General features: G+C 33.6%; 10 protein-coding genes and 1 tRNA gene. 4 read left to right on the top strand and 7 right to left on the bottom strand.

Going from position 1 to position 21,978, the window contains the following annotated elements; genetic code table 11:
- The first annotated feature begins 355 nt into the window (after positions 1-355).
- The gene (gene metK, locus GQ46_RS12795) at positions 356-1,609 is read left to right on the top strand and encodes a methionine adenosyltransferase (RefSeq protein ID WP_044402684.1); all 1,254 of its coding nucleotides are present in this window, start codon (positions 356-358) and stop codon (positions 1,607-1,609) included.
- 58 nt (positions 1,610-1,667) lie between these two features.
- A tRNA-Tyr gene (locus GQ46_RS12790) sits at positions 1,668-1,749 on the top strand.
- A gap of 354 nt (positions 1,750-2,103) precedes the next feature.
- Here the strand turns inward: GQ46_RS12790 and GQ46_RS12785 are convergent.
- From GQ46_RS12785 to GQ46_RS12755, 7 genes are all read right to left on the bottom strand, one after another.
- Complete coding sequence (locus tag GQ46_RS12785) at positions 2,104-6,468, bottom strand: T9SS type B sorting domain-containing protein (protein WP_044402681.1); 4,365 nt, start codon at positions 6,466-6,468, stop codon at positions 2,104-2,106.
- 31 nt (positions 6,469-6,499) lie between these two features.
- The gene (locus GQ46_RS12780; RefSeq protein ID WP_044402678.1) at positions 6,500-7,294 is read right to left on the bottom strand and encodes a hypothetical protein; all 795 of its coding nucleotides are present in this window, start codon (positions 7,292-7,294) and stop codon (positions 6,500-6,502) included.
- A 194-nt stretch (positions 7,295-7,488) separates the two neighbouring features.
- On the bottom strand, positions 7,489-7,848 hold the full coding sequence (locus GQ46_RS12775) for a hypothetical protein (RefSeq protein ID WP_156133208.1): 360 nt from the start codon (positions 7,846-7,848) through the stop codon (positions 7,489-7,491).
- Positions 7,849-7,858: 10 nt separating this feature from the next.
- Positions 7,859-14,734, bottom strand: coding sequence for a polymorphic toxin-type HINT domain-containing protein (locus tag GQ46_RS12770; protein ID WP_044402673.1), 6,876 nt, complete (start codon positions 14,732-14,734; stop codon positions 7,859-7,861).
- 33 nt (positions 14,735-14,767) lie between these two features.
- Positions 14,768-15,895, bottom strand: coding sequence for a T9SS type A sorting domain-containing protein (locus tag GQ46_RS12765; RefSeq protein ID WP_044402669.1), 1,128 nt, complete (start codon positions 15,893-15,895; stop codon positions 14,768-14,770).
- A gap of 740 nt (positions 15,896-16,635) precedes the next feature.
- Positions 16,636-19,383 (bottom strand): carboxypeptidase regulatory-like domain-containing protein, encoded by a 2,748-nt coding sequence (locus GQ46_RS12760; RefSeq protein WP_044402665.1) that lies wholly within the window; start codon positions 19,381-19,383, stop codon positions 16,636-16,638.
- Positions 19,384-19,420: 37 nt separating this feature from the next.
- Positions 19,421-20,389: a GLPGLI family protein gene (locus GQ46_RS12755; RefSeq protein WP_044402663.1), complete on the bottom strand. Its 969-nt coding sequence runs from the start codon at positions 20,387-20,389 to the stop codon at positions 19,421-19,423.
- A 192-nt stretch (positions 20,390-20,581) separates the two neighbouring features.
- On the opposite strand from GQ46_RS12755, the gene GQ46_RS12750 reads away from it, so the two are divergent.
- Positions 20,582-21,361: a hypothetical protein gene (locus GQ46_RS12750; RefSeq protein ID WP_044402660.1), complete on the top strand. Its 780-nt coding sequence runs from the start codon at positions 20,582-20,584 to the stop codon at positions 21,359-21,361.
- Between the two features lies 1 nt (position 21,362).
- Positions 21,363-21,977, top strand: coding sequence for a deoxynucleoside kinase (locus tag GQ46_RS12745; protein ID WP_044402657.1), 615 nt, complete (start codon positions 21,363-21,365; stop codon positions 21,975-21,977).
- Position 21,978 lies beyond the last annotated feature (1 nt).

Here is a 21,978-nt window from a genome sequence, read left to right as displayed (position 1 = left end):
AGAACAGCTTACTTATAACAGTCTCTAAAGAGATTTTATTAAAAATATCCTTAATTGGTTTTCTAATTAAGAATATTTGAATATAAGCGTCTTTTTTTGGTTTATATGAATTTATAAAAATGCCCTTCTCTGGATTTTAACGATTTTTAACTGACTCAAACTTTTTAAACTCCATTATTTTGTTACTTTTGTATTTCGAAAATTAAAGAGGACGGATTTGACTGATTGCAACCTCTTCAAACTGATAAATTACGGATGCAATAGATTCCAAATCAAGTTTGAAATTAAATGCTAAAGGCAGTGTAAACTTCCTTGGACGCTCTCGTCAAATCACAAGAAAACTTAATAAAAAAATATGGCGTATTTATTTACATCAGAAAGTGTGTCTGAAGGTCATCCAGACAAAGTAGCAGATCAAATTAGTGATGCCTTAATCGATAACTTTTTAGCATTCGACAAGGACTCGAAAGTTGCTTGTGAAACTTTAGTAACTACCGGCCAAGTCGTACTTGCAGGTGAAGTAAAGTCTAATACTTATTTAGATGTACAAAAGATTGCTAGAGATACGATAAACAAAATTGGATATACCAAAGGCGAATACATGTTTGACGGTAACTCATGCGGTGTTTTTAGTGCGATACATGAACAGTCAGACGATATTAATCGCGGTGTTGACAGAGCAAGCAAAGAAGAGCAAGGTGCGGGAGATCAAGGGATGATGTTTGGTTATGCGACTCGCGAAACTGAGAACTATATGCCTTTGGCTTTAGATTTGTCTCATAAAATTTTAATAGAATTAGCCGAATTACGTCGTGAAAACAAAGACATTACTTATTTAAGACCAGACTCTAAAAGTCAGGTGACTATAGAATATAGTGATGACAATGTCCCACAGCGTATTGATGCTATAGTAGTTTCTACACAACATGATGATTTTGATGCTGACGAGACTATGTTAGCCAAAATTAGAAAAGATATTGTTGACCTTTTAATTCCAAGAGTAGTTGCTAAATTACCGGAAGATTTAAAGCCGCTGTTTAATAATGATATAAAATACCACATTAACCCTACAGGAAAATTTGTTATTGGTGGACCTCATGGCGATACCGGATTAACAGGGCGTAAAATTATTGTAGATACTTATGGCGGAAAAGGGGCTCATGGTGGTGGTGCCTTCTCAGGAAAAGACCCAAGTAAAGTAGATAGAAGTGCCGCTTATGCGACAAGACACATTGCTAAAAACTTAGTTGCTGCAGGGGTTTGCGATGAAATCTTAGTACAAGTAAGTTATGCTATTGGTGTTGTTGAGCCTATGGGTATTTTTGTAGATACTTATGGCACTTGCCCATTTAATATGACCGATGGTGAAATTGCTGAAAAAATATCTAAAATATTCGATATGCGTCCAGCTTCAATTGAAGACCGTTTAAAACTAAGAAACCCAATTTATAGCGAAACTGCTGCTTATGGGCATATGGGAAGACAAAATGAAACGGTTACTAAAACCTTTTCTCAACCTAATGGTAATGATATTACTTTAGATGTCGAGCTATTTACCTGGGAGAAACTGGATTACGTAGATAAGGTGATAGCTGAATTTGGCATATAAATAAATTAAAAAAATCTTTGCGCAAACATAAAACAGGCTTATATTTGCGTTCAGTTTTGGGGAGATACTCAAGCGGCCAACGAGGGCAGACTGTAAATCTGCTGACTACGTCTTCGCAGGTTCGAATCCTGCTCTCCCCACTTTAACTCGAAAAGTTCAAACGCAAGTTTGGACTTTTTTTATTCTAAAAAACGAGCAAAGTTTACTTTAGCGAAGTATTTTAGAATAAAAAAAGAAGCTGCGTTAGCAGATTGACTTTTCATTTTCACGAAGTGGCAGCAAGGATCTGTAATCCTGCTCTCCCCACTTTAACTCGAAAAGAGCTAGTCTAATAAATCTTGAAAACTATTCGTTTGGGCGTAGTCGGAAACATTAATAATTTGATTTTAAATGCATTTCGACTGAGCTAAATGTGACAAAATAGCTCATTTTTGACTTTTCAGATACCCACTTTTTTTAGTGAGCTTGCTCAAAAGCAGGGATGCTAAATAAAATTACCGTTTCAAAGTAAAATGGCCGCGATACTGCTTACCATTTTGTCTGTTAACTACAAACCAATAGTCTGAGGTTGGTAATGGATTTCCATTAAATGTCCCATCCCAGCCATTACCCCCTGGATTTATTTGAGTGAGTAATTTTCCGTATCTGTCGTAGATGTAGGTTACATTATTTGGTTCTTTATCTGAATTAAAAATTTGCCAGGTCTCGTGTACGCCATCACCATTTGGAGTAAAGTAACTAGGATAGTATAACAAATACACTTCTTCTTCAGAAATGCCACAACCATTTTTATCTCGTACATAAACCGTATAATCATCTATACTTAGATTAGTAAATTGATTACTGTCTTGATAATTAAATCCATCAATAGAATATTCATAATCTCCATCACCTTCAACATTCACAATTATAGCATTATCATTTTGTGTCCAATCAATAGTTTCAATATCTGCTATGATTGCAATACTAGATTCAATAACACTTACTGTTTTGCTAGTCTCACAAATTAAACCGCCATAAGTGTTTGAAGCGGTAACAGTATAAGTTCCTGGATTTTCGACTGTAATAATTCTCGTTGTTTCTCCTGTTGCCCAGAAATAATTATCATAGCCTTCATCTGCTATTATTTCTACAGATTCATTTGCACAAATTGTCCATTGGTCAGACATATTTAAAACAGGCTGTTCATTTACAATTAATTCAAAAGACGTTGTTGCGAAACAGTTTGAATTATTAATATTCTCTACTCTTGCATATATGGTTTGCGCATTCGAGATATTAGTGTACGACGGATTCAATGCGTTTATATTAGCTTCTGCATCTACTTGAGACAAATGATAAGTAATTACATTTTCGGTACTTGATTGACCGTTTAAAATGGTTGTGTTTTGAATGCTTAAATCAAAAATTTCAAACCCATCATTCGTCGAATCATCACATAGGCTTATATTTTCCGGTTGCATTGCTGTTGGCGAATAGCTTACACCTATTTGAAACGAAGTGGTATCAAAACAAGTGGTATTGTTATTATTTTCAATTCTAACATAAATAGTTTCTGAAGTAACTGTACTTAAATAAGCATTTGGTAAGGGACTCGCATTTAAATCTGCATCCATTTGTGACCCATGATATGAAATATTGAATACGGTATTTAATTGACCGTTTAATACGTCAATATTATAATCTGATAGATTAAATACATGTTCTCCATCATTTGAAACATCGTCGCAAACAATAGCATCTTGAACTGTATTTGCGATAGGCTGAGGGTTTACAATAAAATTAATAGCCGTTTCAGCAAAACATAGTGGATTTAATGGGTTAATAACTGTAGCCGTTATTGTTTGTGTATTGGTAACAAATGGATTTGGTAACGGACTCGACAAAACAGTTCCGCTCCCGTCTCTATAACTAACCTCTGCACCTGTTTGCCCATTTAAAATGGTTGATGCGACACCAGAAGTATCAAAAGCAAATTGCCCATCGTTATTGTCATCACATACATTAAAGTCTGGAACGGCATTAGCAATCACTCCTGGATCTACAATAATATCAATAGTTGTCCAAACCGAACACGCGCCATCCAGATCTAACGATGTTGTATTAGTCATGGTTGCTGTTATCGATTGTGTGCCTGTTACTAATGGGTTTGGTAGCGGGTTAGACAACACTGTGCCATTAGCATCTGTAAATACGATTGAAACGTCTGTTTGGCCTTGAAGCAATTCTGCATTAATCGTAGAGGTATCTATTTCCTCTGTCCCATCATTTCCTATGTCACATTGCTGGATAATTATTGGTCCTGTAGCAAATGGCATTGCTTCTACATGCAAGGTAATATGTTGTCCTAAACCTAAACAATCGTTATTAACGGCGCTATCCACTCTTATAAAAATGTCTTGTGTGTTTGGATAGCCTATATTACTATAGTTCGAAATATCCAGTATAGGATCATTCTCTGCTAAAGCATCTGCCTGATTTCTATAATAATTGATAATAAGCTGTTGCCCGACAGGAAATAGTGCTTGAATTTCTGTATTTACGGTACTAAAATCAAATGTTGCAACGCCATCATAACCATCTATACCATCATCACACGCGTAGAAATCTCTGGTAAATGTTAATGGAATTTGAGTAGTAGAGACGAATAAATTTATTTGCGCTGTTCTAAAACAACCATTCGTGTTTTCTATTCTGGCAAACACAACATCAGCACTTACTAACTGATTGCTGTAAGTAGTCGTATTTGTTATTGTATTAATGCTATTTTCTGCTTCTGCTAGCGTTTCATGAAAGGTAATCGTTTCGCTAACTGCATTGGTGGTAATTTCATTAACAACCTCATTTAAATTAAAAGCACTAAAGCCGTCTAAATCATCATCACATTGGCTTAATAAAGCAGTAGGATTTACGACTGGCAATGCAAATACTTCAATATTGAATGCCGTTTGCGCTTCACACAACATGTTATTATTGTTTACGACTTGCATATAAATCGTTTCTGAAGTATTAGTATTTTGATAATTGCTTGGATTAGTTATTTGATTCATTAATGCAGCATCTGTATAATAACTTACTGTAAAAGCTGAAGCTGACTGCCCGTTTAAAATTGCTGTTTCATTTTGCGTTAAATCAAATAAAATGATACCATCTGTATCTGTACCAAAACTGGTATTATCACAAAATTCTAAAGCAGTTACATTTTGGTTTGGCGTTGCACTATCAAAAACCTGAATATTAAAACTGGTTGACGCTTCACAGTCTGGATTATTTATATTTCTAACACTTACAATAATGGTTTGGTTTGCATAAGCCGTTGTATTTGTATACGCCAATGGATTTGTTATTGGGTTCTCATTAGTGTAATCTGTTGCACTTGAATAATACAAGACTTCAAAATCTGTATTAGATTGCCCGTTTAAAATGGCTATGTCTTGATTAGTTAAATTAAAGGTATACAAGCCATCGTTATTGTTGTCACATATTAAAAGATCTTGCGGCTGTGTGGCTGTTGGTTGCTCGTAAATAGTTACGGTTGCAGTCGATGTTGCTGTTTGTGTACCTACTGTAACCGTTACAGAGACGTCATACGTTCCAGCTCCTGTAAAAACATGTGTTGGATTTAAACCTGTAGCTGTGTTATTTGTACCTGACGCTGAGTTACCAAAATTCCATACTGCCGCATCTACTGTATTGGATAGTGAAAACTGCGTTGTATCTCCATTACATACGTTTTCGAATTGAACGTCGTCTATTTGTAAAAAGCTTTGAATGAATGGTGGTAAACCTCTTTTAGATTGCTTACCATTTAAATACAAGCCTTCAAATTGATAATTACACGCCGCTCCCAGTGCATTTGGATTGTCAATATAATCTATATAAAAACGACTGGATTTTGCAACATATATTTTACCGTCTGAAGCTAATTGGAGTGCAGAATAGGGATGTGCTTGTGGTGATACTAAAATTTGCGAAGCAATAATAGCACCCACAGAACCTGCCTCAAGATCGTATTGATAAACACCTATTCCAGTTATAGACGCATAAAGCCGCTTACTGTTGGGAGAAAACTCTACACCATAAACAAATTCATCTGTAATATTAACATTTAAAACGGTTAAAGGATTGGAAACCACACCTGAGGTAGCATCAAAATCAAAGACTTGGACTTCAGATATTTCTCTTCTGGCAACAGCCAATTTTGTGCCATCTGGAGATACTTTTATTTGACCTATAGTAGCAAAATCATCACCATCAACGTAAGTCCCACTAGCACTAATTACCGGTATCATATTGATACCTATATCAGAAACATTATAAGCCACAAATTCGTCACTCTCCCATTTATGGCTGATTACCCAATATTCGTTTGCTATAGGATTTTTAATGGCTGTTAATTTCTCTGTGGTAGGTGTGATTAATAAGATATTTTTGTTACTTGTTACACCTCCTAAACCACCATCAAGAGTCATATCTACTTCAGAATATTGCAAACCATCTGCTCCAGCCTGAGCGTCTACCGTGAAAATATAATAAACGTTTGGATCATTTGGTTTAGGCACTATTAATGCAGAATGCGTACTCGAAAAATCCCCGTTTAATCCAGTACCATTAAGCATTACGGCATGTGTATTATTCCAAACTGTAACGCCATCTGTGTAAAACAGCAAATTGCCTGAAGCATTAGAAATGGTAGCACAGCCTTCGTCTGTGTTTAATTCTCCATCTAACAAAGGTACTGGAGCACCACTATTAAAATCTAAGCCTGCATTTACACCAAAATACCAAATATTGGTTTCGTTTTGAGCGAAACCAACACTTAAGGTTAAAAACAGTAGAAAAATTAAAGCTTGTTTCATGCTTTGTTTTTGGACTAAAAATAGATTTTAATTACCAATTGACTAATAATTCATATTCCAAATCAATATCTGCTTCATTAACTAGTATTGAGTTTGGCTGTGTATTGATGTAATCTAAGATTGGAACCACACGCTCAAATGGTGGGCCCAGCATTAAATCCTGACCAATATTATTTCCATCGTCATCTCCAAATCCAATAAATGGCATTAACTGGTTTAAATTAATGAGTAAGTTTTCATTTTGCATATCCCAGGTTAAATTAGTTTCATTAGCTCTAATTTCTGATCTATACCATACAGAATATATATTACTTCTTTCTCCGGTATACACATTTAATCTCCGTTTTAACAAGGCAAAAACAACATCTGCTAAACGTTGTGGGTTTGTGCTACCAAATTCATCATCCCAGGTACCACCCATATTAAAAAAGGAATTAAGTTGTAAGCTTTGTACTTGCACGGCATTGCCTCTTTCTACATCTATAGTTACTATGGTGTCTACAGTATCTCCAACCGCATTTTTAACTCTAAAAACTACTGTTTTAGTACCTACGCTCTCAAAATCCAAATATAAATTTGCTGTAGTACCAAAATCTGAGCCGTAGCTACTGGGAAAAGTAAGGCCTCCATCTTTAGAAAAGCTTATCTCATTAATAATTTCATTAGCTGTAGCCGTTAAAGTAACTATTTCGTCTATACCAACTGTTGTTGCATCTTGAGTCACTGAGACTTGTAAAGTTGACACTTCTGAATTATTGGTATCTGAATCATCAGAAGAACAACAAGCAAGACTTAATATTAAGAAAAGTAATACTATTTTTTTCATATTTATTTTTTTATTTAATTTATTATGAAAACATTAAATTTTCAGGTTTTTATATCATTTATTCTTTACCCATTTTATAAAACACATACCTTTTTTAATTTCCATTCTAGAAATTTGATTTCCTAACAAATATTAAGTGAATAAACTGGACACTTCATTTTGTTTATAAAATATCATTACAGCAAAAATATTATTTAGTATTTCAACAAATAAATTGAGTCTTGAATATAAACCCCAAAACTTAGATTTAAATCTGTAGGTATTAAAATAAAATTAGGCTCTAACCCAGGAAACCAATTCTCATCTAATTCCGAAACGATTATTTCTTTAGAAATCCTTCTTACTAATCTTTTATCAATTTTATTTTTTCCAATAGTTATGTATCTATTATAGATTAAATAGTACTCAATTTCTGGAAGGCTTTTAGAATAATCAAAATCTAAACTAACAGCACTGCCAATATTTTTAAACAATTCATAAATAAATTTCTCTGAAATATTTAAAATCTTATTGATAACTTCATTGTCATCAATTTTTTCTCCTAATAATACCATATTGATTCTTTTAATAAAATATATGTCCAGTTGTGTTACCATTATACCATTTAATATGGAATAAATCATGATATCCACCTTCTAAACCTTGCTGATGTACTTCGAAACCTTTTTTATATTTATTATTATACCTTGCATGATTTTTGTACCTATTCATATTACCCATCATATCTTTTAACAAACGATCTGCATCTGCCTTAGAACCAACTCTAGTTTGAAATCTCTGTCCTTTTTTCATAAAATCTACATTTTTAACCTGATCAACAATTGTATTCCATGTTTTTGTATTAGGCTTTGTTATTAACATACTCGATGCCTTTCTATTCAATTGCCCTTTTATGAGATTACAAGTATTATGTACTAAGACTCCTAAATTACTTACATAATAATTATGCAACCCTTCTACTTCGAAGTTGTATACTTTAACGTTTTTTTGAACTATTCTAATCTCGTTTATCGGTGATTTCTTACCACTTATTAAAGTTACTATATCACCTTGTTTTAAGTTTTTAGCAGCTAGCCATTTATTATTTATATAAAATGGATGTTCATCTGTAGTTTCCACAATTGTATTACCAATTTTCAATACATAAATGGTTTCTTTCTCTCTTATAAAAGTACGAACAACTTTTCGTAGCTCATTCTTTTTTGTGCTTTCATTATATGCCCAAACTTTATCGCCTACCTTTATGTTTTCAATAGCTTTATCTCCTTCAACAGTTTTCACGAGTGTACCTTCAACAAAACATGCACTTTTCTTAAGCGCTCCTTTTGCGATTGCCTTAGCACCTTGCTTGATTCCTGTTTTTATAGCTCCTTTCACCAAAGAAGCAGTTCCTAAAGTGGCAACATCAAGCGCTAACCCACCAACACCAGCGGCAAGTTGCCACCAATTTCCATCTCTAACGCCTTGGTAAATATCTTTTGCACTGCCAACTATGGGTATAAAATCTGTAACCGTATCTACTACATCTCCTGCTGTAATGCCTTCATCACCACCGCCATCTACAGCATTGCCGTTTGATAAGTTATTAAAAATAGCGCTAGTAATTGCTGCCGCTTGAGCTGTAGCTGCATTTATAGGTTGATTTTCAGCTTGCAAAGACATTGCCTGATATACGCCAATAGGCTTATCTAGTTTATAATCTAAACCATATGGCGTGACCCCGGAGGTGATTTCCTGAGAATTGTTCTGACTTGCAGATGAAATAGGGTTAGAAGGGCTAGATCCTGAACCACTGGATTGATCGTTTAAATTCTTAATTAATGCATAGGTACCGACAGTCGCAGAAGCCGTGACAGCAATTATGGCCACAATAACTAAAAATGAAAACGGCTCAATAACCTCACCCGTAGGGTCCGTATTAGATAGTGGATTATTTAAAACATAACCATACCTATTGAAGTTTTGAGTATTAGTGACATCTTGAATATAATTATCTGGTGCTAAAAAACGTCTTAATTTAGGGTCGTATAAACGCCCGTTCATGTGAATTAAACTAACACCTTGCAAATGTTCATGACCTGTGTAACCGCGATCTATAAACTCTAATTTTTCTAGAGTATTATTATTACCATCTGCTACTCTAACTATATTTCCCCAGGCATCGAAATGGCGTTTTTCTTCTACATTTCCATCTTTATCAGATATCATTAAAATACTCCCTAAGTAGTCACGGTGCAAAAAATAGAAATCATTAGTAGGTGATGAACCTTGTATTTCTGATCTCCATATAGCAGGTGCGGTATAGGCGTCACCACCAATATAAGTGACAAAAATTGTTTTATCTGTAACCGTGTCAAAATTAATCTCCATACTGCCTTCGTAAGAGTAATGTTTACGGTTTCTACGTTGTAAAACATCGTCTTGGTTATCGCCATAAAACATATGGGAGCGTCCCATAAACGCATTGTATTGAAACCCTACTTTCTCCTTTCCAATCTCGCTGATTTCAGTGGGTTTTTTAAAGGCATTGTATTTAACTACCTGCATCCTGTTTTGTTGATAGTATAAATCACCTTGGTTGTTTAAATCAACATTTCCTAACTGGTATGAATTGCCTGTATAATTATAATCGCCTATTGTATTATTTGAAACAATTCTACCACGAGAATCGTAGGTGTGCCCATTATTTCCGTTATTATCATTAAACGTTACTAATCTATCTAAATTATCGTACCCAAAAGTTTCAGACCAGGAAAACAAAGTATTGGTCCTGCTATTTAACAACCCTTTTTGAGTATCGAAATTAAAATTGAGCTTCATTATTTCTTCTGGAGCAGTAAGCGCATTCTTGTTAACCTTGGTCTCTGTTAAATAACCATACGAATTGTAAGTGTTTTGTTCTTTAATATTATTCCCCATAGTTGCAGAGGTTAACTGCCCTCTTGCATTAACAGCATCTATGTTCCATATTGTCTCATTGGTCACAAAATCTTTTATTGCTTTAATTTCACCGTATTGATAAACATTTCGAATTTTCTTTATGCTACTAGTATTATTTGCTAATAATCTAGCGTAGTATTCTTCAGTATCTATTCTCCCAAAACTATCATAAGTAAACGCTTTGGTAAACTCAGCATAAGTATTGTTTTCTGCTATATTGGTTACTCTATAGTAATTATCATAGGTATAGTTATACGTGCTATTGTTTCCATCGGCATTACTTAAAGTAACTGAGTTAAGAAACTTACTCGTTGAATCGTAGGCATATTGAATAGCCATATTTGTTTGATCTCCAGACACATTTTTCTCTAATAGTTTTCCTACAGGAGAGTATACATAGTCTGTTTCACCTTTGGGAGTGGTTTCATTTATTATCTCTCCAAAACCATTATAAGAATATTCAAAAACACCTGCCGAAGGGTCTGTTAACTTCTTTTTTCGGCCCCAACCATCTTGTTCTACAGATACGACAACTCCATTATAGTTTGAAGTTTTTAAATTTCCATTACCATAATAGGTGTAGTTTATTGTTCCACCTGGATCTGTAACAGAAACCTTATTACCCATGGCATCCAAATTAGTCGTTACGACTTTTGTGCCATCGTTAACCGACATTGACAATCCATTATACGAATAATTGATAACTCTACCGGTATACAGTGTTTTCGTAATTGGCCTACCATAAAAATCGTATTTTGTTTCATTCCATTGAGACGCAGATGCCCCAGTATATGGTTCACTTTCTTTCCATATACGATCGAATTTGTCATATAAATAACTAACGCTTACCCACTGACCAAGTATATTTTTTTCCTTAATGGTTGCTAATCTTCCTAAAGGATCAAATATTTTTATAGTGCTGCTGCCATCATCGGAAACATCTGTGACGGTATAAGAATAATTGGTCTCTACGAAATTGTTTGTTAGTTCATTACCTAAATAGTCTATTAATTTTATGGGTCTAAACCAAGAATCGTATTCATAACTGGTTTCCTGTCCAAATGGATTCGTCTCTTTCGTTAAGTTTCCAGTATTAACATTGTATTCGTAATTTATTTCTAATCCTTCAACATTTATCATCTTAGAAAGAAAACGACCAGAAGGATCATATTCAAGATTAATCTCTCGCGGTGTCGTATTATTAGGTATTGTTCTTTTTTTAGTAACGTTACCAAATACATCATATTCAAAAGTTTCTCTGTCAAAAGGTGTCCCATTACCTCTGGTCTTCTGTTCCGTTAATAGATAACCTGAATATATGTATTGCCTCTCTATACTAAATGTTTCCCCGCTTATTGTTTTAGTTTCGATCTCATTAATAGTCCTGCCAACGTAATAGTCTGTTCCTAGATTATTTTCATAAGTAATATCTACTACACTAGTTCCAGCTCCTAGATAATTCTTTGTTATTTTCGTTGGATTATTATAACTATCATATTGAAAAGTAGTATTCGTATTTGTTCCCGCTAGAGCATTCTGCGTTAAAATTGATGTCTCCCATAATTTGAATACTTTAGTTGCAGATAAAGAGAAGGCATTATTATAATTGGTTTTAATAATGTAATTAGATGTAGGCTCATTAAATGAAAAATTGTAATTTGTTGAATACTCTACAATTTTAGCTCCTCTTAACATTGGGTCATATTTTGAAACAGTATAAATGATATCACTAGTATTTGTATACCAATTACTTTCTGCCATCCCTTGAAAACCTAAAAAGCCTAAACCTTGAACATTATACACCGCACCTTGATAAAAATATACTTTCTTTAAGGTTTCTGTATTAGAACAGACTCGTTTTATCAGTGTGACGACATTAGTATCAGAATCGACTTGAACGTTAATATTTGGATAGTCTTCATTATAATTAGACGTGTAAATTGGATTATAATTGGCACCTGTATTATTATATTGCGACGGATCTAGAGTATTATAGTCTATTCTATAGGTAACTGCATTATTGACTACAGATTCTAATAACACATCTTGTCTATGATCCATATTAAAAGCGAATTTAGTAACCCATTTATTACTTATGGATGCAAATTCTAAACTTTTAGTTGGCTGATCTGAATTTAAAAATACTGGTATAGGGTAGTTTTCAAGGTTTCCCGATCTCGTTGCAGAACCACCAAATTCAAAATACGGGCTCCTAACACTTGATACGGAATGCATACCCTTATTTTTATATACTTTTACCGTTTGGCTACCATTTGAGTTTTTGGTAGATGTAATAGTACTATAATCAATAATATCTGTTCTACCATCGCCATTAATATCGGCAGCAACTAGATTATAACCATTAAATGTAGTACTGAAACCTGTTGGAAAATTTGAGACATTGCTTGTAGTTAACTCTCTGTAAACAAATGGAAAAGTATTATTTTGGGACTGTTTATGAAAACCAACTCCATTAGACATATAAGTATTAAACTTATTACTCCCATTTCCTACAGGATCCATAAAATCTGTTTTGCCATCACCATTAAAATCTCCTAATAAAAGATTTTGTCCTGGCTGGATTGAGGCATCATTTGTGATTTGCCATAATAAAGTTAAATAGCCACTGTCATTTAAACTAGATACAAAAAGCTTACCATCTGTTACATGCATGATATCTGTTTTTCCATCTCCATTGAAATCTCCTGTATATATCTTATCAGTATCTTTTACGACTTGTTGCATAAAGCCAGCGGCACCAGAGCCTCCTGAATTGACATCTTGTTTAAGATCAATAAAATAGACACCATTAAAGTTTACAGTATAATCATTGGAACAACTGTAACACGTACCTCCATCTGGATCATCATCTGGATCCAGATCAGGTATTTTATTACTCACATCACCAGTATTCTTGCATTCATATGAATAACAATATCTATTTTGATATGGTTTACCAATAGCAATAACATCTGTTAAGCCATCTCCGTTAAAATCGCCAGAAATATATTTTTTCGGAATTTTCTTCCGAACTGTCTTTGTAGGCGAAATAGCGTAATTATATGTTGGTGCATTCCATGTTTTTGTATATTGGAGATATATGGGCTGCACTGTACCATTAGCATACACCTTAAATTTAACATTATCGATATCTGTTTCTTGTACTACAGCTAGACCTTGACCACCATAATATTTATTATTTGAATTAATCCAGTTTACAGGAAAGATCTCTTCAAATGCTCCTGTATTTATTTCATAAGGTACATTATTTGTTGAAGGATCTAAATCTTTAAATAGCCAAAACTTATTTTTACTATTCGGCGTTACGAAAAAATCCATTCTCCCATTACCTGTAAGATCTAATGAGGTGACTGTCGAATTTCCCTGATTAATGTTTATTAGCCCTAAATTTGTTGTTATATCATCAGCCGTAACAGTTTCTGCTGTATTTGAGTAATTAAAATAAACAGGGCTGTGACTTAGAGTTCCATCTCCACTAAATTCTTTAATATTTGCTACTCTTGAATAACTAAGCTTGCTAAAATTATATGAGATCTCATACCTCCTATAAAGAATATTATTACTTTTTACTAATATAGTATTTATTCTACCTGCGGAGCGAAAAACTTTATCTTTAATGTAAGCCTCCTCTGGTCTACCGCTGGGTTCATAACGAAACTCAATCTCATTATTACTAGATCCGTTTAATAGACCTCCATAGTTGATTTTTCTTAAATACAAGGTGTTAGTACCACCATATTCATAGTTAATCCTAATCCCTTGAGGATCTTGCCAATAAGTCAATGCATATTTAGTTGGAGAACTTGAATTACTTGTAGCTCCATAATACCCAATAGACCCATTAGGATAATTAACAACAAAGTATGAAGGCCCGTATTCAGATCCCAATGAAGATACTCCGTATGAGGTTATCTTTAAATTTGAATATGTTTCGGTTTCATAAACTGCTCCGTTGGCGCCATAGGTGCCACTTTTTAATACAAGACGATTTCCATCTAAGGCAAAACGATCTAAATTATCAAAATCTACTTCATCTACTTCACCATCATGAAAAGTAGTTGAAGGTATTCTTCCAATGGATGAGACGCCATTAATACTCCAACCATATCCTACTATTCCATTACCTCTTTGACTATTATAAGTTAAGGAAACATCTGGCACTACTCCTTTAATTCCAGCGGGAACTGCAATAGGTAGATTATATACTGCCGCTCCTGTAGATGAAACCGATAATTCTCCTAAAGTTTCCCCAATGCCAGAATCTGAGTTCTTACTGGCTACAATTTCTTGATTCCCTTTTGTTTCTTTATTGTTAGAAATTCCTGAAAGCGTAAAACTCTCCTGTTTTCTTTCTAAAATATCTATTTTTTTATACGTGAAACTATCTCTGTCTGAGTTCATTTTAGATTTTGCTTTATCTTGAGCAAAGCCAATAATTACTGAAAATACTATTGCAAAAAGTGATATAATTTTTTTCATTTGATTCAAATTTTATTTTAAAAACGAACAGGTTTACTCTTTAATTATTTTTTTGGTTACACTTTCACTGCCATCATTAAAATGAATGTGAACAAAATATAAACCTGTGGGCTTTCCAGACAAATCAATCTGTAATTCGCCTTTTGAATCTTTAAATTTCACTTCTTGTATAAGCGATGAGTTTGCGTTATATATTTTGATAAATTCTACTTTAGATAATAATTTTGATTCTATGTTAATGGTTACTAATCCTTTTGTTGGATTTGGGTGTAAAACAATTTTAGCTATTGCATTATTATCCTCCATTGCGTCTTCTACCTGTCTAATTTCTTTTGCGAATTCTTCTTTATCTGGCTCAGCCATTTTACTTATAAAACAATCCCCATTTGGACAGTAATATCTTGTTTTTTGATTTCCAGCAGTGTCATATTCAAATTTTATTCTAGAGTTTTGATTGATGCTTCGCAATTGATTAATATTTGGAATAATAGTACTAGTATTAAATGTACCACCATCAATTCTTGGCTCACAAAAATATTGTCTATCATAAACATTTGAATCATAGTATAAATAAGAACGGTGGTACACATTGGTAGCCGTATTTTTAAATTTAAAATCTTTAACGACTATATTCGTATCTTCTCCAGTGACGCCATCATAAATTCTACCTAGATTAACCGTAGAACTATAATTACTCCCATGTATATAACCAACAATTAAATACCACCTGTCTAGTTTTGGTAAGTCGCCAACCCAAAAATAAGGATTGCCGTCTATTGTATTGTCCAATCTTAAAATACTGTTGTTAGAAGTTCTACAGCCTAAGTATGAGTGCCCGTCATTTGAATTCGTTTTCTTGAGCCACACTGAAAATCTATAGGTTTTAGTATGGTCTATGTTTATATAAGACGTATTCCATCCGCCACTAGCAGCCCCATCCGAGGTTGGGGAGGCTTTCCAAAGTACAACCTGCTCTCCAATGTGATTATAACCTAACTCTCTACTATTTTCTATAGTAGGACCATTTTGAGCAAAACCTGGAGCAGAACCAGATCCGACAGTCCAAGTAGCGTCGTTCAATAAATTTTGAGATGAAGCGATTGTTGTACATAATATACAGGTAAAGTATATTAAATTTCTGGTTGAAAAATTTAATTTCATAGAGGAATAGATTAATTAGTTAGTTCTTTTAAATTTATATATTTATTCTCGTAACGATTATAACACGTTGCTTTCTTATTTTTTTGATTCCAAAAACATGATTTCCTTTCCTTCTCTATAAATTTAAAATGAATACACCCTAATTTTTAATGAGCAATTCATATTTATTCCAAAAAAAGCGCAAACATCGATTATTCATTAATAATCTTCAAAACATTTCAGTCAAACGACTTGATTACTCGTTTAAATAATAGTTATGGTCACTTGTTATTCATCTTCTACAAATGTTACCCTTGTTATATATAAAAAGTTTAAACATTATAGCCTTTAAATTCACAGCAAACATAAATGAAGTCTATAATAAAAAACAAATGAAATATGTCGAAATTCATGAATTTCGACATATTAAAAAGAACAAAACCTTGGTATAATCAAGTGATTCAACACATAATATAGATAAATAAAACACTTTGTGACTATGCACTAAATAGCAATAATAAGTACTCGTATAGATATTTTTTACATGAAGACCTGTCAATTTGTAAAAATACGATAAACACTATGTGCTATTATTTACTCCTTTTCAAACATCAAAAATTTTGAAAAAATAACCTACATCTATAAAAATAAAAAAACGCTCTTTTTAAAGAACGTTTTTATCTGCGTTAGAGATGAAGGTCATGTCGAAACTTATTTGTTATATCGACTACCGAGAGCCCGACCTTTAGGTAGCACTCTAATTACAAACTATAAATCACTCTAAACGTTAAAAAGCGCGGCTGAATAAAATACTCTGTTGCACTCACTGAAAAATTACCAACATTAGTATTATTCTGTGATTGTGCGTTTAGCAAATTGGTTGCTTTTAGTTGATATTCGAACTTACTATCTTCATTTTTTCTGTACGCTAAAGACGCATTCCAAAATTCATAAGTATTAATAGAGGCTTCTTCGTTTCGGTAATCATTAAACGAGTAGTCGGTTCTAAAAGTAAACACTTTTAATAATAAAGCATCCATTTCTATGGATGGTGCATGCGTATAGAACTTAGAACTGTTACCACCCTGTTGGTTATCGTTAATGCTATAATCATATTTCACATCAAAATTAGGTGCTGTTTTAAAATTAGACCGCAAACCTATTTGATAATTTTGCGTATAATTATTATTAATTGAGACTCTTTCATTTATTATTTGATTAAATTTTGAATAATTAAATGTTCCTCTTGCTGAAGCTCTCAACTTTCCGAAAGCACGTTCAAACCGACCAAAAGCGGTGACACTTTCATCAGCAAAATTGGAATTGAAGGGCGAACTAAAATTAATGACACTTCCAGGCTCAAATTGAGAAGCACTTCTTATCCGGTCTATGTTTTTAGTATAAGAGACATTACCTACAACGTTAGTATAATTGAACATATTAAAGCTGAAATACGTTAAATTTAAATTATGGGCTATTGCGCTTTCCAACTCAGGGTTACCAGATGAAAATCTATTATAACTATCTAAAACCAAGCCTTTCGCCAAATTAGTAACGTCTGTAAATTGCGTTTGCATGCGATAATTAAATCGTAATGTTTCACTCTTTTTCAACTGCATGATCATATTAAAATCTGGTAATAGTCTGAAGAAATTATCTTTAAACTCGGTCCCAAATTGTGTGTTTTTAGAACTATAAGCATGGGCTGAAACACCGGGTGTTATGGTAAAAATACCCGTTTTAAATCGATAATGCATTCCTAAATACACATCGCTAAAATGATAAGCTGTATTATTCGTATCTAAGCCATCGTTTACTAATGGTGTTGGATTAAAACGTGCACCATTATCTAAAAACTGAAATATTTCTGAGTCAAAATCCTGACTACTTAAAATAGTCCCTAAGGTGAAATTAATATTACTTTTTGCGTTTAATACATTCCAGTAATCGAGTTTGGTATCTAACTGATTAGATTGCACGCGTTTTTCCTGATTAACGTTATAGCCTAACTGCGCTCCATTTAAGCCTAAACCAGCTGCTGTGTTATCATAAGGATCTCTCGTGTTTTCTGGAATATCATCATTATTGGATGGATCATTTCCTAATAATGCATTGTAAAACGGATCTTCATCTTGCAATTTATGCTGTGCCTGAAAAGCAAAAATATTGTTTTCGTCTGCCGTATAATAATAATTAACATCCTGATAAACACTATACGGATTGGTCTCTTCATTTTGTAAAACACCTCCTAAAACACTAGAAAAGGTACTGTTGCGTTGACTTTCTTTAGACACCCTTCCCAGGACTTCATAATCTAATTGATTGTCACCATTTGGTTTATACTTAGCCGTTAGTTTAAGCATCCCTAAATCACTAGATTGCTTTGTATTATCAAGGGTTATTTCATCTGGAATATTAAAATCCGGATCTGTATATTCAACACTTCTGTTCTCTTGCAATTCTATTCTTGAGTTTGAAAAAATAGCAAAACCGCCAAAATCTAGTGCTTTATTAGGTGCATAACTAAAATTAGCTGCACCAAATTTTGAATTTATATCTTTTGCTCTGTCATTCGTTAAGTTTGCAAAATTTAATCCATTACTACCTAAATTAATATTGGTACCGCTTTGCTGACTCGGGTTATTAAAACCACCTGAAAAATTAAAATAGTCACGGCGCGAAAAAGCAACTTCGCCAATGTTATTTAAATCTCCGATGGTATTGATGCTATACTTAGGGCTATAATAAAAGAGCTTAGGCTGTACTAAATACAAATTTTGACTTGTTGATTGTCCGCCACCAGCAGTCACCGTTCCAAACCAAAAATTCTTCTTCCCTTCTTTGAGCTTAATATTAATCGCTATATTATCTTGATTATTAGTAACACCTCCTAGTTGTCCAACTTCACTGTGATTTTTTAATACCTGAACTTTATCTACTGCATCAGCTGGAATATTCTCAGTTGCAATTTTAGAATCGCCATCGAAAAAATCCTTCCCTTCCACCATCACCTTTGTAACCACCTTGCCTTCTACCTCTATTTGGCCATCGGTATTAATTTGAACCCCTGGCAAATTTCTAAGAACATCTCCCAACTTGCGCTCGGTACCAGTTTTAAACGAGTCTGCATTATAAACAATAGTATCACCTTTTATGGTTACAGGCATTTCATACGACAACTCAACTTCATCTAATGCATTGTCTAACGTAAGCACAAAGTCTTTACTTAAGTCCGCTTCCTTAACCTCAATTGTTTCTTCGGCTGTTTTAAAACCAATATAACTTACTGAAATTTTATAAGTCGTGTTCTTACCTATATTTAACTTATAACGACCAGCATCATTTGTTACGGCATAGGATTCTAAAATTTTCGATTCTTGGTTAATAGCGACAACATTAGCAAACTCTAAAGGATTGCCTATACTATCTTTTACTACGCCTTCAAATTTAATTTGGGCAGTAGCCGTAGTTGTTACTACTAAAAGTAACAGTGTAAAAATGTGCTTCATGTGGTTTTTAGTTGGATTTTTATACGGGAACTATTTATTACCTTCTCCCATCGCGACCACGACCTCTTCCACCGTACATTTCTCGCATTTCTTCCATTTTATTTTTAACAATGTCGTTATATTCTTTTTTAGTCACTTCCTTGCCTTTAGTTGGCATTTTAATATCATTTTTCTCCGCAGGATTCATTACGATCTTTGAACAGAGTAATGTTGTTCTACCAGAACTCACTTCTAAAATCAATCCTGGTAATCCCCAGAATTCTCCAGGCCCGTTGTTTACTGGAATTTGCATCGTGTACCAAGCAACAACTTCTACTTCCTTCGGGATTTCAATATTCGCCATTGGATCATTAGCCTGCTCTTTATTTGATGCGACTACTGAAGAATCTTTTGCTTCTTCAGCTTTCTCTTCTGTTTTTTCAAAAGCATCTACGCTTCTATCTTTCTTTTCTTCTTCTTTTTTCTTATCCTCATCATTTTCGCCACGTTTTCTTCGCATGTTTGTCCAGTCAAATTCATCTACTTTTTTCATTGCAGTCGCTTTCATTGCTGTGTACTGACCAATTTGCCTGGTCTCTCCTGTCATCTTCCACTCCAACTTTTCTAAGTCATCTTTGATTAAAAATTGCTTTCCGAAGAATTCCTGATCTTGAATAAGCTTACCCTCCTTAATGTTCTTGTATTGCTCACCAGCTGTAAAGCTACTCATCATACCGCCCATCATACCGCCACCAGCACCTGGCGCTTCCAGTTTCTCATCTTCCTTATAGGTAGATTCTGTTCTATTAAAGGTAAGAATGTATGTTTTCTCGAACATGTTCTTCATTCTATCCATAATCATCTTTTTACGCTCTGGACTCATCTCTCGTCCTCCCCAATTATCCATATCTACAGTCGTTTTCGACATGTATGTGGCGACGCCTTGAAAATCATCTTGTGCAAAAGTAAGTGAAGTTGCGAATAGTGAAATACAAGTAAAAATGGCATTAATTGAAAATAGCTTCATTATGTGATGGTTTTAGTTTTAATAAAAATACAGTTTAATATTACTGTTAGACTCACAAAGACCTAAAACGTTTAACTTTCAAGTGTTAATTTTTTCACAAAAAAATGATGCTCCAATATTAACACTCTTTATGGCATTGAATTAAAATTAGGTCTGTAAAAATGGATTGATTTTTGTACTTTTCCACTTCATATGAAATACTTTTTTTGCCTTTTTTACTTTATCATTTGCTCAATATCTGCTCAGGAGACTATTGAAGCAAAACTGCTTTCAAAAATTGAAGTAAAAGCAGATTCAATAATAGGCATAGACAGTTTTAAAACGCTGTTTTTTATTAAAAACAACACCTTAATTAAACAACGAGAAGCCGTTAATCTTAAATACAGCAATCTACAGTTAGGAAATATCACTTCAGCCAATACTTTTAATCCTTTAAAAATCAACCTGTTTTACAAGGCTTTTAATACCGTAATTATTCTTGACAATCGTTTAGCTGAAATTTTTAAGATAGATTTCAACACGCTTCAAGCGTATAAAAATGTGACGCATGTGGCTACAGGAAGTGATAATACTATTTGGATTTTTAATCAGAATTTACAACAACTGGAATTATATGATTATAAAGCTAATAACATTCGCGCCAAAAGCTTACCTATTTCAAGCGAGGTTATAGACCTAACAAGCAATTACAATTCTTGCTGGTTACTAACCAAAGATTTTATCTATCAATACAACTATACTGGAAGCTTGATTTCTAAAATTGAAAATATAGGGTTTTCGTCTATTAAAGAAAGTGACGAAAATATTATATTAAAAAAAGAAAACACACTTTATCTCATTCCTGAAAAATCTAAAAAGATTCAAAAAATAGACCTCCCTAATTTGTTAATAAATCAGTTTTTAGTAACCAACCAAATCCTGTATATTTACACCGATGAAATGCTTCATCAATACCAACTAAAACCCAAATAATATGCATGTTGCCATTGCCGGAAACATTGGAGCTGGAAAAACTACGCTCACCAAATTACTTGCTAAACATTATAAATGGGAAGCACAATTAGAAGACGTAGTAGATAATCCATATCTGGATGATTTCTATAACCAAATGGAACGTTGGAGCTTTAACTTACAGGTTTACTTTTTAAATAGTCGCTTTCGCCAAATCGCTCAAATTCGCGAAAGTGGTAAAGACATTATTCAAGATCGCACCATTTACGAAGATGCTCATATTTTCGCACCCAATTTACACGCCATGGGCTTGATGACCAATCGTGATTTTGAAAACTACAAATCTCTTTTTGATTTGATGGAGAGTTTTGTTCAAGGTCCAGATTTACTTATTTACCTCCGCAGTTCTATTTCTAATCTAGTGGCTCAAATTCACAAACGCGGGCGTGATTATGAAAACTCAATTAGCATTGATTACCTCAGTAGATTAAACGAACGTTACGAGGCTTTTGTTCATGGTTATGATAAAGGAAAATTACTAATTATTGATGTTGATAATTTAGACTTTGTTGATAAACCTGAAGATTTAGGTGTCATATTAAATAAAATTGATGCTGAAATCAATGGTTTGTTTTAAA

The organism is Lacinutrix sp. Hel_I_90 (genome assembly GCF_000934685.1).
Classification (GTDB): domain Bacteria; phylum Bacteroidota; class Bacteroidia; order Flavobacteriales; family Flavobacteriaceae; genus Lacinutrix.
The sequence above is the reverse complement of the archived record's forward strand: the minus strand, read 5'-3'. Positions and strand labels throughout refer to the sequence as shown.